Source organism: Veillonellaceae bacterium (assembly GCA_012523975.1).
Taxonomy (GTDB): Bacteria; Bacillota; Negativicutes; order JAAYSF01; family JAAYSF01; genus JAAYSF01.
Window position 1 is genome coordinate 1 of record JAAYSF010000014.1, and the last position, 14,039, is coordinate 14,039.

General features: G+C 45.7%; 14 protein-coding genes and 1 pseudogene. 11 read left to right on the forward strand and 4 right to left on the reverse strand.

What is annotated here, in order from left to right; genetic code table 11:
- Positions 1–265 precede the first annotated feature (265 nt).
- Complete coding sequence (locus tag GX348_01705; protein NLP40902.1) at positions 266–1,069, reverse strand: glycosyltransferase; 804 nt, start codon at positions 1,067–1,069, stop codon at positions 266–268.
- Positions 1,070–1,244: 175 nt separating this feature from the next.
- Between GX348_01705 and yabG the strand changes: the two genes are divergently transcribed.
- The gene (yabG, locus tag GX348_01710; GenBank protein NLP40903.1) at positions 1,245–2,111 is read left to right on the forward strand and encodes a sporulation peptidase YabG; all 867 of its coding nucleotides are present in this window, start codon (positions 1,245–1,247) and stop codon (positions 2,109–2,111) included.
- Between the two features lie 69 nt (positions 2,112–2,180).
- Here yabG and GX348_01715 read toward each other — a convergent pair whose 3' ends face one another.
- Positions 2,181–2,342, reverse strand: a complete 162-nt coding sequence (locus GX348_01715) for a hypothetical protein (protein NLP40904.1) — start codon at positions 2,340–2,342, stop codon at positions 2,181–2,183.
- A gap of 372 nt (positions 2,343–2,714) precedes the next feature.
- Here GX348_01715 and GX348_01720 point away from each other — a divergent pair, with 372 nt between their 5' ends.
- Complete coding sequence (locus tag GX348_01720) at positions 2,715–3,395, forward strand: serine protease (protein NLP40905.1); 681 nt, start codon at positions 2,715–2,717, stop codon at positions 3,393–3,395.
- Between the two features lie 60 nt (positions 3,396–3,455).
- On the opposite strand, the gene GX348_01725 is transcribed toward GX348_01720, so the two are convergent.
- Entirely contained in the window at positions 3,456–3,722 is a 267-nt protein-coding gene (locus tag GX348_01725) for a hypothetical protein (GenBank protein ID NLP40906.1), read from the reverse strand.
- A 279-nt stretch (positions 3,723–4,001) separates the two neighbouring features.
- Here GX348_01725 and GX348_01730 point away from each other — a divergent pair, with 279 nt between their 5' ends.
- The 3 genes and pseudogenes from GX348_01730 to GX348_01740 all read left to right on the forward strand — a co-directional run bounded on the left by GX348_01730 (position 4,002) and on the right by GX348_01740 (position 6,576).
- Complete coding sequence (locus GX348_01730) at positions 4,002–4,694, forward strand: DUF3794 domain-containing protein (GenBank protein ID NLP40907.1); 693 nt, start codon at positions 4,002–4,004, stop codon at positions 4,692–4,694.
- Between the two features lie 35 nt (positions 4,695–4,729).
- A complete protein-coding gene (locus tag GX348_01735) occupies positions 4,730–5,719 on the forward strand; it encodes an SH3 domain-containing protein (GenBank protein NLP40908.1) in 990 nt (329 codons plus the stop codon).
- Between the two features lie 122 nt (positions 5,720–5,841).
- Positions 5,842–6,576: pseudogene (locus GX348_01740) on the forward strand (hypothetical protein).
- Positions 6,577–6,597: 21 nt separating this feature from the next.
- Here the strand turns inward: GX348_01740 and GX348_01745 are convergent.
- Positions 6,598–7,224, reverse strand: a complete 627-nt coding sequence (locus tag GX348_01745; GenBank protein ID NLP40909.1) for a murein L,D-transpeptidase — start codon at positions 7,222–7,224, stop codon at positions 6,598–6,600.
- A 163-nt stretch (positions 7,225–7,387) separates the two neighbouring features.
- Between GX348_01745 and GX348_01750 the strand changes: the two genes are divergently transcribed.
- The 6 genes from GX348_01750 (at position 7,388) to GX348_01775 (ending at position 13,841) form a co-directional block, all read left to right on the forward strand.
- The gene (locus GX348_01750; protein ID NLP40910.1) at positions 7,388–8,200 is read left to right on the forward strand and encodes a cyanophycinase; all 813 of its coding nucleotides are present in this window, start codon (positions 7,388–7,390) and stop codon (positions 8,198–8,200) included.
- A 27-nt stretch (positions 8,201–8,227) separates the two neighbouring features.
- Complete coding sequence (gene cphA, locus GX348_01755; protein ID NLP40911.1) at positions 8,228–10,885, forward strand: cyanophycin synthetase; 2,658 nt, start codon at positions 8,228–8,230, stop codon at positions 10,883–10,885.
- Between the two features lie 108 nt (positions 10,886–10,993).
- Positions 10,994–11,464, forward strand: coding sequence for a chemotaxis protein CheW (locus tag GX348_01760; GenBank protein ID NLP40912.1), 471 nt, complete (start codon positions 10,994–10,996; stop codon positions 11,462–11,464).
- Between the two features lie 5 nt (positions 11,465–11,469).
- Entirely contained in the window at positions 11,470–12,366 is an 897-nt protein-coding gene (locus GX348_01765) for a 4-(cytidine 5'-diphospho)-2-C-methyl-D-erythritol kinase (protein ID NLP40913.1), read from the forward strand.
- On the forward strand, positions 12,335–13,033 hold the full coding sequence (locus GX348_01770) for a GntR family transcriptional regulator (GenBank protein NLP40914.1): 699 nt from the start codon (positions 12,335–12,337) through the stop codon (positions 13,031–13,033). Before GX348_01765 ends, GX348_01770 begins: the two co-directional genes overlap by 32 nt.
- Positions 13,034–13,082: 49 nt before the next feature.
- Complete coding sequence (locus GX348_01775; GenBank protein NLP40915.1) at positions 13,083–13,841, forward strand: NTP transferase domain-containing protein; 759 nt, start codon at positions 13,083–13,085, stop codon at positions 13,839–13,841.
- Positions 13,842–14,039 lie beyond the last annotated feature (198 nt).

The following is a 14,039-nucleotide window of genomic DNA, read 5'->3' on the forward strand; positions in this document are numbered from 1 at the left end:
CCGTTCCGCAAGGACGGGAAACCGTGCGGCTTACGTTAAAAAATCCCGACTGTCTGAGCGTTAGCGAGTTTCGGGATTTTAGTAAGCTGTGCGGTTTCCCGAGGCTTTTGGAATATAGGGCCTAGACCTTTGGTTACTTTGGGGCAATGCCAAAGTAACAACCCCCTTTAGGGGTTAGATTATTTAAGGCATGGTAGGGAAAGATGGCTGCTTTGAGCAGCCGTCCTTTTTAACAAGTAACATCCCCTTTTGCATGAGAGAAAGCCTACTCACTTGAGTAGGCTTTCTCATTCAGGAAATTGTCTAATAGGTCAAATCTGCGCTCGCTTTGATAACCGATGTAGGACTTGTTATTGAATTGTCGATTACGGGGCTCATTTTTAAAGACAGCAATTGCTTCCAGACAATCACCGACAATTGTGTCGATAATTTTATTGGTGTGGATTTGATTCTTGATAGACGAACCTAGACGATAATGGGGGATCGTAGTCGCAACGTCAATCCTAAGCTTGTGAATACGGGCTAAGGCTAACGGAACGGGCGGAATGGCTAATTCGCGAATGGGGATGGTTTCGAGAAGACGGCGTGATACCGCATGCGGACCATGAGCGGGGGTGGCTAGACTAATTTTTTTATCCAATCCGAGTTCCTTATTAAGGTTGAGTCGCCATTGAAAGGTTGGATTATACCGCTCTATATGCCGCGGCGGTGATGGGTAACAATTAGTTAAAGCGATATCAAGATGCTTTAGCAGTATTCCGTCAACCAGTTCCATCAGGTTTTCACTGAAAGTGCCCACCATGTCGCCGTCTACAAAGGCAATAACATCGCTGCCCAATGCTAAGGCTACTTTTGCTCCAATTGCTCTTGGAATGTCGATGCCAAGACAGTCATTAAAGTAAATTATTTGCAATTTCGGAATTCTAAGCTGCAAAACTTCCTGCATGGTGGTGTCTTTTGAACCGTTTGCTACAAGAATGATATGATCCACCGGTAAGATTGCTAAGTTCTGTAGTACAGTGACGATTCGTCCTGCTTCGTTTTTTGCGGGAACGACCACGCTTATCATGCGCCATCACCTCGTGAATGGAGTGCGGTGCATGTGACCGGTGCGGTCACAAACTTAGTACAGTATATGGCGTTCAGCCTATTTTGCTAATTGTCCCGAAAAAAAGAGCTCCGGTAGCAAAATCACCATACCCCACATATTATGAAGTAACGAGGGGGAGGGGTGAGCAGTGGCAATAACGATCGGAGATTTAGTCATTCGTAAGTCACATGGCGGCGATATAGTCTTTAAAGTTTCTGATATTCGCGAAGATGATAACGGGCAGCGGTTCTGTGTTCTGAAAGGCATGCATTTGCGCTTGATTGCCGATGCGCCTATGGGCGATCTAGAGAGAATTGATGCAGAGCATCTTCGTAATGAAATTGTCCGGATGGAGAGTGTACACAACGATAGCCTGAAAAGGGTAATGATGCGACGCAGTATTGAACGGGAAAAAGTAGAGATGGGGCGTTCGGAGGCGGCAAAAAAGTTCAGTTTTTTTGATTTACCCGGCCGAGTTCTGCATCTTGACGGTGACGAGGAGTACTTAAAGATGTGCTTGAAGACTTACAGTCAGCTTAATATGGAAGCTGTCGGCCGGTGTATAGCTGAAGATAAGCAGCACGAGCATGTGGTTGCGCTTATTGATGAATATCGTCCTGATATCTTGGTACTTACCGGACATGATGCTCTGATTGGCGGAGGCAAAAAAGATTTTCGCGATATAAACAATTACCGTAATTCTAAGCATTTTTGTGAATCTGTTAAGCGGGCTCGGGTCTTTGAGCCTTCCCGTGATGATTTGGTAATCTTCGCTGGAGCTTGCCAATCTTATTTTGAAGCAATTCTGGCAGCCGGTGCTAACTTCGCATCCTCGCCGACCCGTATCTTTATCCACGCCTATGATCCGGTGTTCATTGCCGAAAAGGTAGCATTTACACCCATCAACAAGACGGTCGACGTCAGTGATGCAATAACTGCATCGGTCACCGGTATAGAAGGAGTAGGGGGCCTCGAAACGCGCGGCAAGTTTCGGCTGGGATTGCCGAAAACTCCATATTGAGAGCCAAATGTAAAACAAATATAACAGAAAAAGAGTAAGGTGCGATTTTCGCGCCTTACTCTTTTTCTATTAGGATTTTGGCCTCGGTTTTACATACTTTTCATCTGGGAAGCTGGTTGAAAGCTGTTGTTGATTAGCCTTGCCGCCGTAGGGACCGTGATGTTTTTGGGCCACAGTACCTGAGGGCCCATGAACTGATTTCGTATTTTTATCATACATGTCGCCGCTCAATCCTAACACCTCTTTTCTGAGCTTTTAAGGCTTTTTGCTGATTTAGGACACAGTTCTGATGCAAATTCAGTAAAGGAGTCCTTGCAGCCTTTGCTTTGGCTGCAGCAAGCGCAATCTGATTTTCTAAAGTCGGCCAATAAAATCACCTCCGTTATAAAGGTAGCTTTCCCGACAAGAGTGGCTTTGATAAATGTCAAAGTGTGGAGAACAGCCGGCAAGATCAGTCGTTGATGCGTTAGTTATGTAAACATTACCAAATGTCAGAAAGAGGATTTTTGCTATTAAAAGAGAATTATTATTACGTGAAAACCACAGAGTTTTAAACTAATCTTCAAATCTGCTTTATTTACTAGAAGGAAGGAATTTAAATTGATTAAGAAAAGTAAAGTTAACAAGGTCCTTGTTTTAAGTTTTACCGTAGCTTCGCTTTTAACCACTTCTTTTGGCGGCGCTTTTGCCAACTCTGCCTTGGCTGCCGAGGTAACAACCGCTCAGCAGGAGAAGAAAGATACCAAGAAAGACATCCTTACCGGTGTAGCCGCGCTTGGCTTGCTAGCGCTGCTCAGTAACGGCGGCGGTGGCGACAGCGATGGCAATGCTGCTAAGACAACTGTGCCGTCAACTGGCGGTAAAACTACTAAGCCTTCCACTACAGTTCCAGCGGGTAATGTGGCAGCAGCTGAGGCTCGTGCCGTCCAATTATTAAATGCTGACCGTGCCAAATATGGTCTGCCGGCCCTAAAGGTTAACAGCAAACTTACTTCTCTGGCTGGAAAATATGCTCAAGACATGATTAACAGAGGGTACTTCGCTCATAACAATCCTGAAGGGCAAACTCCGTTTGATCGAATGAAGGCGGCCGGTATTAGCTATACTTATGCTGGGGAAAACTTAGCTATCAACAGCAATGTTGATGCAGCTCAAGTAGCCTTTATGAACAGTTCAGGCCATCGCGCCAATGTTTTAAGCAGCAACTTTACTGAGGTTGGTATTGGTGTGAGATATGCCCCAAGCGGCCAAGTATATGTAGTTCAAGAGTTTATTCGTCCATAGTGTACAGCCAAACAAAGCAAAAAATGAAGCCTGCTGAGCAGGCTTCATTTTTTTGCTTTGTTAGTCGCAGCGTGGGCACATGCCGCGATGACGGTGATAGTCAAATTCATGGCCGCAGCGCGGACAGACCTTTTGGAGTCGATAACAGCAGATTTTATAGAGCTTATAGGTGCACTTAAAAGTTTTTACGCATTTTTTTTCACACTTCATTTTGGGCATATTGCAGCTCATATCATGGTCTTTCATTTTTGGTTCGCACATATCATAGTCTTTGTACATTTTTGGTTTGCAGCACATGTCATAGTCCATCTTAGGCATTTTGTGCATATAATGCATTGAGGAACAGTCGCTGTCGTACATTTTGTCGTCATCACAATACTTTTCCGACCACTTAGGGTACATCACAAGAACCTCCTTGTTATATTATGTTTATTCAAAGTCCTTTGAAGACTTCTGCTATATCATATGAATGAAAAAAGTAAAATGTTATGTTTAGAAAAAATATTACAATATACGCCAAATAATTTTACCAAGCGTCACTGTTTTTGCACATAACCGGTGGCACAGGCATATATATAAATAGAACTTACGAAGGGGGGAATATGAATGACTGATAAAGAAGGTTTAAGGCCTATGGTGGATTACTGTACTCTTGGTCAGCAAGCAGGACCGCAGACTATCGTTGTTCGTCAGGTAATAGGCGAAGCCGAAAAACAGAAATCCTTGGATATTCATGTGAGGGTACCCGACCGTAAACCGGAAATTGAGCAAATTGTTGATGTTTTTGTTAAGGACGTTGAGATCAATAGCATCGATGTTATCACCAACAAGGTCATTGTTCGCGGTGATTTCGAAATTAAGGCTATTTACGTAGCCTGCCTGCCTGATCAGCCTGTTCATGCCGTTGAACTCAAGAACTTTAAATGGACAATTGATATTCCGATTCCGGGAGCCCGTAAGGGTATGGACGCTGAAGCTACTGTCGATGTTGAGTATGTTGATTACGATGTTGATAAGCACACTCGCGCTTATAAGTACAAAAATTATGAAGTCGATGACGATATGTGCGATGATGATGACGATGATGACTGCAATGACAACCACAATCATCACCACCACCATCACGACGATGATGACTGCGGTAATAACAACAATCATCATCACCACCACCATCACTGCACCCGCGACTTTGATGTAGCTGTTGTTCTCAGAGTTAACGCGAAAGTCTTAGCCGATCGTCAAGTTATGATTGGTGGACCTGTTCCTAATGGTACATTGCCAAATAACGCAAAAGGATAAGTTTGCCGCCTATCCTTGGAAAAGGGGGGAATGAAATGGGCAAGAAAGAGTCAAGACCTAGTTTAAGGGCTATAGCTAATAAACCAGGTGAGCTTTTACGTCAAGGCTTTGAAGATTGTTATTGCTTTGAACCCGGGATGGAAAAAATCCAAGTTGAACAGGTGCTTGGGGCGGAAATGGAGCAGCGGGTCGTAGAGTTTGATATGTTTGTTCCTGACAGGAAACCGCCTATTGAGCAAGTTATTGACGTTTATGTAAAAGATATATGCATCAAATCGGTTGATGTCATTCCCAATAAGGTTATTGTCAGAGGCGAACTAGAAGTTAAAGTTATGTATGTGGCCGACCTTCCTGATCAGCCTGTTCATGCTTTTGAGCGTAAAGGTGTTAGATGGACGCGTGATATTGAAATTCCAGGGGCTGTTAAAGACGATGCAGCGACAGCCGATGTTCAGATTGAATTTGTAGATTATGATTTCTGCGAGCATGATGATCCGCGCAAAGTCCATATTACAATCGTATTGAAAGTCTGGGCCCGTGTAACAAGCACTATCGAAATGGACGCTTATGTAATGGATCCGGTTGTGACGGCCGGAGCATTCGAAATGACGACAGCTGCTAATACGGTGACCTCGTCTGACGGTTTTAATGATGATAAGGTTTCTGCTTCCCAAATGGGCGGCGGCGATGTCGAAGCTTTCGGGGAGTCGAACATTCTGGTAACCGGCCCGGAGGGGATGGTTGGTTATCCAGAAACAGTTACCGGTCCGTTTGAACCGGTGGCAGGTGTTCCGACAACAGTTTCAGGCATGGCTGTAGTCAACGGTAATAGTGTTAACGTTCGTACCGGCCCTGGCACTAACTTCCCGGTAATTCAAAAAGTTAACAGAGGCGATACCCTTACGATTAAGGACGAAGCTTTCGGCTGGTATAAGGTCGTTCTTCCGGATGGAAACACAACAGGGTGGATTGCCAGCTGGTTGCTAAATACCAATGGGACTGTACCTTCGGCGCCTAAGGGTTAACAGACGAAAACACCGCTCATCCTGATGGATTGCAGCGGTGTTTTTAATTGTTCTTTTGCGCATATTTCGGCATATATTTTACCGTATGCATTATTAATATGCGGAAAAAGAGGGTGAACTAATTGCTTACGGCAGTTACATATTTGGGCTCGGTAGGACTTGGCGTAACTTCACCGCAATTATTTAAGGCTGATGATGGGTTAGTCTATGTTGTCAAACTCAAAAATAATCGCCTTGGGCTTAAGGTTTTAGTCAATGAGTTATTGGCGTGCCGATTTGCAACATTAATGGATTTGTGTTTTCCGCCGGGGGGAATAATCACAATAACTGAGGAATTGCTGACCAAGACTCGCAGGCTTAGGGCGGCCCGAGTCGAGCCCGGACTCCACTTTGCTAGCAGGTATATAAGCGGCAGCCGGTATGTAGTTAAGTCAAATTTGCATCGGGCAACTAATAAATCCCAGATGGCGGGCGTTATGCTCTTTGACCATATGTTCCACAATCTTGACCGCACATGGAATCGGCGTAATTTGATTATGCATCGCAATGAGGATAAGGCCCAAATATATGCTATCGATAATTCCCATCTATTTAAGAAAGGCCGTTGGACAGTTGCTTGGCTGGCTAAGCTTGAGCCTAAGATAATAATGAACTATCGGCGGGCGTACGGCTGGCTGCTCAAGCACTATTTAACGGCTAATGATTTTAAAGACTATATTGAAAAGGTGCGGAGCATAACTGATGAAGATATTGAGACGATTGTAAGCGAGATACCGCTGGAATGGCTGCCGGATGACAAAGAGCGGCAGGCACTTATTCACTATATTAAAGCCCGCCGCGATATGATTGATAAGATTGCCCGCCCCTTTTTGGAATTGTTAACGGATGAAGACGGGCGTCCCGATTCTGATGAGAGCAAATAACTCTTCTGCATTATGGTTATGCATGCGTATGCAGCCATTTGATACCATCTGCCCGATGAGCCAAGGTCTATTGGTGCCATGAATTCCGTAGGCATCATAGTTTAAGCCCATCCAGCGCGTACCTAGAACTCCACCCGGGTTTAATATTTTGGTGGCAATAGCGTAGTTGCCTTCCGGGGTTGGGGTAGATGGTTTGCCGATTGCGACCGGAAACTGGCGAATGGTGGTTTTGCCGTTGAACAGGGTGAGCTGACGGTTGGATTTCGTTATAAGGATGTTGGCGTTAGCCAGGGTTCCATAAACGCGATCGGTTTTCTCGATTGGTTCGATTTCAGAAACCGCGGCATCAAATAGACGACAGTAGGTAGTGTGGTCAAGAGTGGCTGTCGGCCGCAGACCTTGACGCATTTGAAATTCGGCAATAGCTTCGCGTGTATTTGAATCATATAAATTATGCTCGGCTCCTTCATAACAGCCATGTTTTTTTAGCAGACGATGGATTTCAGGCAGCAGTCTTGAATTATCAGAGGCCATACCGAGCAGGCCTAACGAATGCGGTAGGTAAATTCTCCGGATATTCATACAGTCAACCTCCTGGATAATGATTTATTGGCATAATCATTATATGTGGGTCGACTGTTTTTGTTTTTAGAGAAAAAATGTATAAATGTATGCAATAAATGGTAAAGATATTATTGAAATAATTGTGCATATTATGTTTTGTGACAGTGTTTGGAGGAAAAGCATGCAGACAAAAAAAGGAAGCCTCTTGATCATAGGCGGTAACGAGGATAAGGACGGTAAGTGTGAAATACTCAGGCGATTTGTAAAAATGGCGGGAGGAAGGGATTCGCGCCTGGCAATTATAACTACAGCTACCGAGCTGCCTCGTGAAGTAGGCGATGAGTATAAATCGCTGTTTACCCGAATTGGCTCAGAAAGTATTGCAGTTTTATATATCGATAACCGTGAAGAGGCGAATGATGCCCGAAATATAAGTGATATTGAACAGGCTACCGGTATTTTTTTTACGGGCGGAGATCAGCTAAGGCTGACGAGCATTTTAGGCGGCTCAGGTGTTGAGGCCGCTCTTAGGCATGCTCATTGTAAAGGTGCGGTAGTGGCGGGGACAAGCGCCGGGGCCTCTGTTATGAGTAATACGATGATTGTAGGGGGCGACTCAAGTGATACTCCTAAAAAATCGGCTTTAAGTATGGCTCATGGTATGGGGCTGCTGGAGGAAGCGGTTATTGACCAGCACTTTGCCCAACGGGGCCGGATAAATCGGCTGCTAGCAGCGATAGCCCAGAATCCGCACATTCTGGGCATTGGCATTGATGAAGATACTGCCTTGGCAGTTAATGCCGACAGCAAGTGCGAAGTAATCGGTTCACAAACAATCACTATTCTGGACGGAAAAAACGTAGTCCATTCAAATATATCTGAATCGAAGCGCCATGATCCCTTGGCGCTTACTAACGTTTTGCTTCATATTCTGCCGGCAGGGTACGGATTCGATATTAGACGCCGCCGGCCTTACATTATTGCCGAAAATTAATTTCCGCCAGCTAAGAAGGGGGCACACATGGAGATTTTAACAACAAGAATTTTGGAAGGGCCTAATATTTACAGTTATCGTTCGGTAATTTGGATTAAGCTTGATCTCGCTCAGTATGAAGATATACCCAGCAAGAACATTGCTGGCTTTAACGAGCGTCTGCTTGAAATGCTACCAGGGTTAGCTCAGCATCATTGTTCGCGGGGAAAACCGGGCGGGTTTGTTGAACGCTTGCTCGACGGGACTTATTTAGCCCATATTTTTGAACATACGCTATTGGAATTGCAGACATTAGCTGGTTTTGAGGTTAAGTTCGGCAAAACTCGCAGTACCGGGCTTCCCGGTATTTACGACGTCGTGGTCGGCAGCCGCGACGGCGAGGTATCAAGACTGGCGGCTAAGACGGCCCTGGAATTAATTCAGGCTGGGCTGACTCAGCAGTATTTTAATGTCGAAGAGGCTGTGGCCAAATTAATTGCGTTGGGCGAGCAGCGGCGGTTGGGTCCCAGTACTCAGGCAATTCTGACGGCTGCTCAGGCTCGGGATATTCCGGCTGTTGTGTACACTGAAGAAAATCTGCTGATGCTAGGCTATGGACATCAGCGCCAATTGGTATGGGCAACGCTTACTGGGCGGACAAGCGCAGCCGCAGTTGATTTGGCTTGTGACAAACAATTAACTAAAAGAATCCTAGATGAAAATGGTATTCTTGTTCCAAATGGCATAGTTGTTAAAAGCGCCGTCGAGGCCGTTAAGGCTTTAGACCTTATCGGACCGAAGGTGGTGGTAAAACCGCTGACTGGGAACCAGGGTAAGGGCGTTACTGTTAATATAAACAGCGCGGCAGAAGTTGAGCTTGCCTTTCAAGGTGCCAGCCAGTATGATGAGCAAGTTCTGATTGAAGAATATATTCCAGGTATGCAGTACCGTTTTTGCGTTGTAAACGGCAAAACGGTAGCAGCATCCGAACGAATTCCGGCCTATGTTATCGGTGATGGTCAGCATACTGTTGCCCAGCTTGTCGACATTGTTAATACTGATCCTGCCCGTGGTGACGGTCATAGCAAACCGCTCAGTAAAATCAAGCTGGATGCTGTGGCGATTACCGTGCTAGCCAAGCAAAATTTGACGCCGCAGTCGATACCCGACAAGACTGCTGTCGTACGCATCCGCGATAATGCCAATATAAGTACCGGCGGTACGGCAATAGATGTAACCGACATTGTTCACCCTGCTAACTGCAGGCTGGCTGAACGGGTGGCCAGATTAATTGGTTTAGACGTGGCAGGAGTCGACATTGTGGCAAAAGATATTACAATGCCGATTGGCCCTGATAACGGAGCTGTTATTGAAGTCAACGCTGCCCCGGGTATTCGCATGCATCATTATCCTTCGGCCGGGAAGCCGCGAAATGTTGCTGCGCAGATTATTGATTATCTTTTCCCTAACGGCAGTACCGGGCGGATTCCGCTTGTAGCTGTCACCGGCACGAATGGCAAGACAACGGTAACAAGGATGATTGGACATATTTGGCGGCAAGCCGGCTTTAATGTCGGTATGACAACCACCGACGGTATCTATATAAATGACGAATGCATTATGGAGGGGGATACTACCGGACCAGACAGCGCCCGCATAATACTGAGCGACCCGCGGGTGGACACCGCTGTGCTCGAAACGGCGCGTGGTGGCATTGTCCGCGGTGGACTGGCGTTTGATAAATGCGACATCGGGATTGTTACCAACATTACTGAAGACCACCTAGGCCAAGACGGCATTGAAACGCTGTCTGACTTAGCTTATATTAAATCACTTGTTATTGAAACAGTGCGTCCCGGCGGATTTGCATTATTAAATGCGGACGATCCTTATGTAAATGAAATGGCTGAACGCGTCCAGGCTGAGATTGTCTATTTTAGCGTTGAACCCTCGAATGTCATAGTGCGGCGTCATCTTGGCTGCGGCGGCAGAGCTTTCTTTGTAAAAGACGGTGTTATTTATGCGGCAAGCGGGGCATTTGCTCGGGCTATTCTGCCAGTTGAGAATATTCCGGTTACTTTAGGCGGCATTGCCCTTCATAATTTGCAGAACGCGATTATTGCCGCGGCTGCTTGTTATTGCGCTAAAGTTCCCATTAACTATATACGACAGGGTTTATCAAGCTTTGCCCAAAATCCCGGCCGCCTTAATATAATGTCTGTCGGCGATTTTAGGGTTTGCATTGATTACGGTCATAATCCAGCCGGGTATCAAGCGCTTATTAATACTGTCCGGCGGATGGGTGCTAAACGGCTGATAGGAGTTATCGCGGCCCCCGGTGATCGCCGCGATGATGTAACAGTGAATGTTGGCCGTATCGCCGGTCAAGGCTTTGATTGTATTTATATAAAAGAAGATAGCGATCTGCGCGGCCGAAAAGCTGGTGAAACGGCTGCTCTCTTGCAGCGCGGGGTATTTGAAGCCGGTTTTGCCGATGACAAGGTAGCAATAATTCTCAATGAGGCTGAGGCCGTTAAAGCGGCCTTGAAATGTGCCGAACCTGAGGATTTAATTGTTGTATTTTATGAGAAATATCAGACCGTTATTGATGCTTTGAACGAATTTTGCGAAACGCTTAAACCAGACCATGAAAGAATTGAGACTAATTATGAAGAAACAATCGTGGCCGGTGCAAAAATGATATAGAAATCTCTTGGCAAATGAAGGCAAACAGCTTTATAATAACGAATATAGTAACGAGCGAAAAATATCGCATCTATATGGCCTTGGGCCTATTATGGAGGTGTTTGCTGAATGGGAGAAGTACTAGACGATCAAGAATTGCAATTGGTTATATTCCGTTTAGCTAAAGAAGAGTACGGCTTGCCGATAACTAAGGTTCAAGAAATAAACCGCTTAGTGCCAATTACCAAATTACCACAGACACCATCGTTTATGGAGGGTGTTATTAACCTAAGAGGTCGGATTATCCCGGTCGTTGACTTAAGAAAGCGGTTTCAACTGGAAGTTACCGGCTATGATGAAGACACCCGAATTATTATCGTCGAGGTTAATGGGCAGACTGTTGGTATTATTGTTGATGCCGTAAATGAAGTTGTACGGCTTAGCGCTGACAACATTGAACCGGCTCCGCCCGCATTTGTGCTCGACGCCCGCTATATTAACGGGGTGGGCAAGCTTGAAGACAGACTGCTAATTCTGCTTGATATCGATAAAATCTTAACAACCCAGGAAGAAATTGCTCTTCGGCAAATGAATGGTTGAGTAATGTGATAACTGTAAAAGCTTATGCTAAAGTAAATCTCGCGCTTGATATTATTGGTAAGCGTCAGGACGGCTATCATGAAGTAGCCATGATTATGCAGTCAATTGATCTAGCTGATACCGTCTCATTCACTGAGCAGGACGGGGATATTACTGTTTCAGCGGATATCCCCGCCCTTGCTTGTGATGAGACAAATCTGGCTTATCGTGCGGCTGCCCTCTTAAAGCGGGAATTCAACATAAGAACAGGCGTTCATATTGAGCTCGTTAAAACTATTCCCATGGCAGCCGGTTTGGCCGGCGGCAGTGCAGATGCTGCCGCAGTTTTATCAGGACTCAATCATCTGTGGGGACTTAGGCTATCTGTCGATAAACTGGTCGAATTAGGAGCCACTTTAGGTTCTGATGTGCCGTTCTGTTTACGGGGCGGAACTATGTTGGCGACCGGTCGCGGGGAGATTTTACAGCGGTTGCCAAATTTACCTGAATGTTATATAGTGCTGGCTAAGCCTGATATAAGCGTCTCGACTGCCTGGGCTTACGGCAATTTTCGTCAAGACAAGGCCGGACAGCGCCCGGACATTGAAACCATGATTGGTTGTCTGGCAACCGGCGATTTGACGGGGATAGCGCATAGGCTTTGCAATGTGCTCGAAAGTGTTACAATAGGCGCTCACCCGGCAATTGGCGGCCTTAAACAGCTTATGCTTGACAGCGGTCTGATGGCATCCTTAATGTCGGGGAGCGGTCCGACCGTTTTTGGCCTTACCCCCGATGCTGAAACCGCGCAAGCAGCAGCCCGAAAACTTAGAAGTGCTAATAACGCTGAGATTTTTATCGCAAAAACAGTATCAAAGGTGGGTGATAATGTTGGAACGGAGATTATTGCCAATCAGGCTTGATAGCTATCAGCCGCTACGCGAAGTTGTATGTGAGGCATTGCGCGAAGCTATTATTAGCGGTGTGCTGAAACCTGGCGAAAGGCTGATGGAAATTCAGCTAGCTGAAGAACTTGGTGTCAGCCGGACTCCGGTGCGGGAAGCAATTAGAAAACTTGAACTAGAGGGTTTTGTTATTATGATTCTCCGGCGCGGGACATATGTCGCCGACCTATCAATAAAGGATATCAACGAAGTGTTTGAAGTCCGTACCTCCTTGGAAGTATTAGCAGCAGGACTGGCAACTGAACGTATTACCGATGATGAATTGGAAAAAATGGAGCGGCTATTAGTTCATATCGGCGAGTATATTGAAAAAGGTGATATGGATAAAATAGTTGAGGCAGACAGTCAGTTTCATGATATACTGTACCAGGCTACTCGCAATGACCGGCTGGTACAGATTATCAGCAATCTGCGGGAGCAGTTGACGCGGTTCAGGTCGATTTCTATGGCCTATCCCGGACGGCTGAAAAACACGCTTGAAGAACACAGCAGGCTGGTAGAAGCCTTGGCGGCCCGGGATCAGCAACTGGCAGAACGTCTAGCTACCGAGCATATGGAAAACACTGAGCAGACGCTGCTACTTGATTTTAATGATCGGCGCAAACTAGCGGATAATTCGAAGTAACACCATCGCTGGTTAAGCTTGTTCATATTTTAACTGGGAGGTTCCAATAATGTATGACGCCATAATACTGGCAGGCGGTGAAAATAGCAAACATTTAAGCCAATTTTCCCCTCAGCCGTATGAGGCTATGATTGAAATAGCGGGCAAACCGATGGTATCATTTGTAGCCAAAGCTTTAGCTGCCAGCCAGCATGTGGAAAAAATCTTTGTAGTAGGCCCAGTTAAAGAGCTATCGCGCTGTGACTTTCCCAGCAACACTATAATGATTGAGAGCGGCCAAACTATAATTGAGACCATTAAGTTGGGCATGAATGCCTTAGGGCATCAACGCAAGGTGCTTGTTGCCACCGCCGACATTCCCCTTTTAACAGCCGAAGCAATAAACGACTTCCTAGTGCAATGCAACAAAGTTGAAGCTGATTTATACTACCCGATTGTCAGACGGGAAGTTAATAATAAATGCTATCCCGGTAATAAGCGCACTTATGTAAGACTAAAGGAAGGCACTTATACCGGTGGCAATATATTTTTGGTAAATCCGGCAATTGTCCCGCAATGTGTGACGGTAGCGGAACGGATAATCGATAACCGCAAAAACCCGTTCAAGCTGGCCTGTATCCTGGGCTGGAAGTTTGTTATCCAGTTTGTTATAGGAACTTTGAGTCTCCCAAAAGTCGAACAGCGGGTATCAGAGCTACTTGGCATAAGGGGCGCTGTTGTTCATTCGCAGTACCCTGAGTTAGGTATTGATGTAGATAAGCCAAGTGACTTAGAACTCGTCAAGTCGACATTTTCGGCGCAGTGCTGAAGTTAATATTCTGCAAAAAAGCAGGACGCGTTATTAGGCGTCCTGCTTTGTAATTCTAGGATTATTTCACGGGAACAATAAATTTATTACGCAGGCGGCTTAAACGGCAGGAATTGTAAAGCTAAGGGAGAATGTGAATAAAAACACCTGAACGAGGCAATAATATTCGGCGTTTACCTGACAATGGGAGGCAATTTC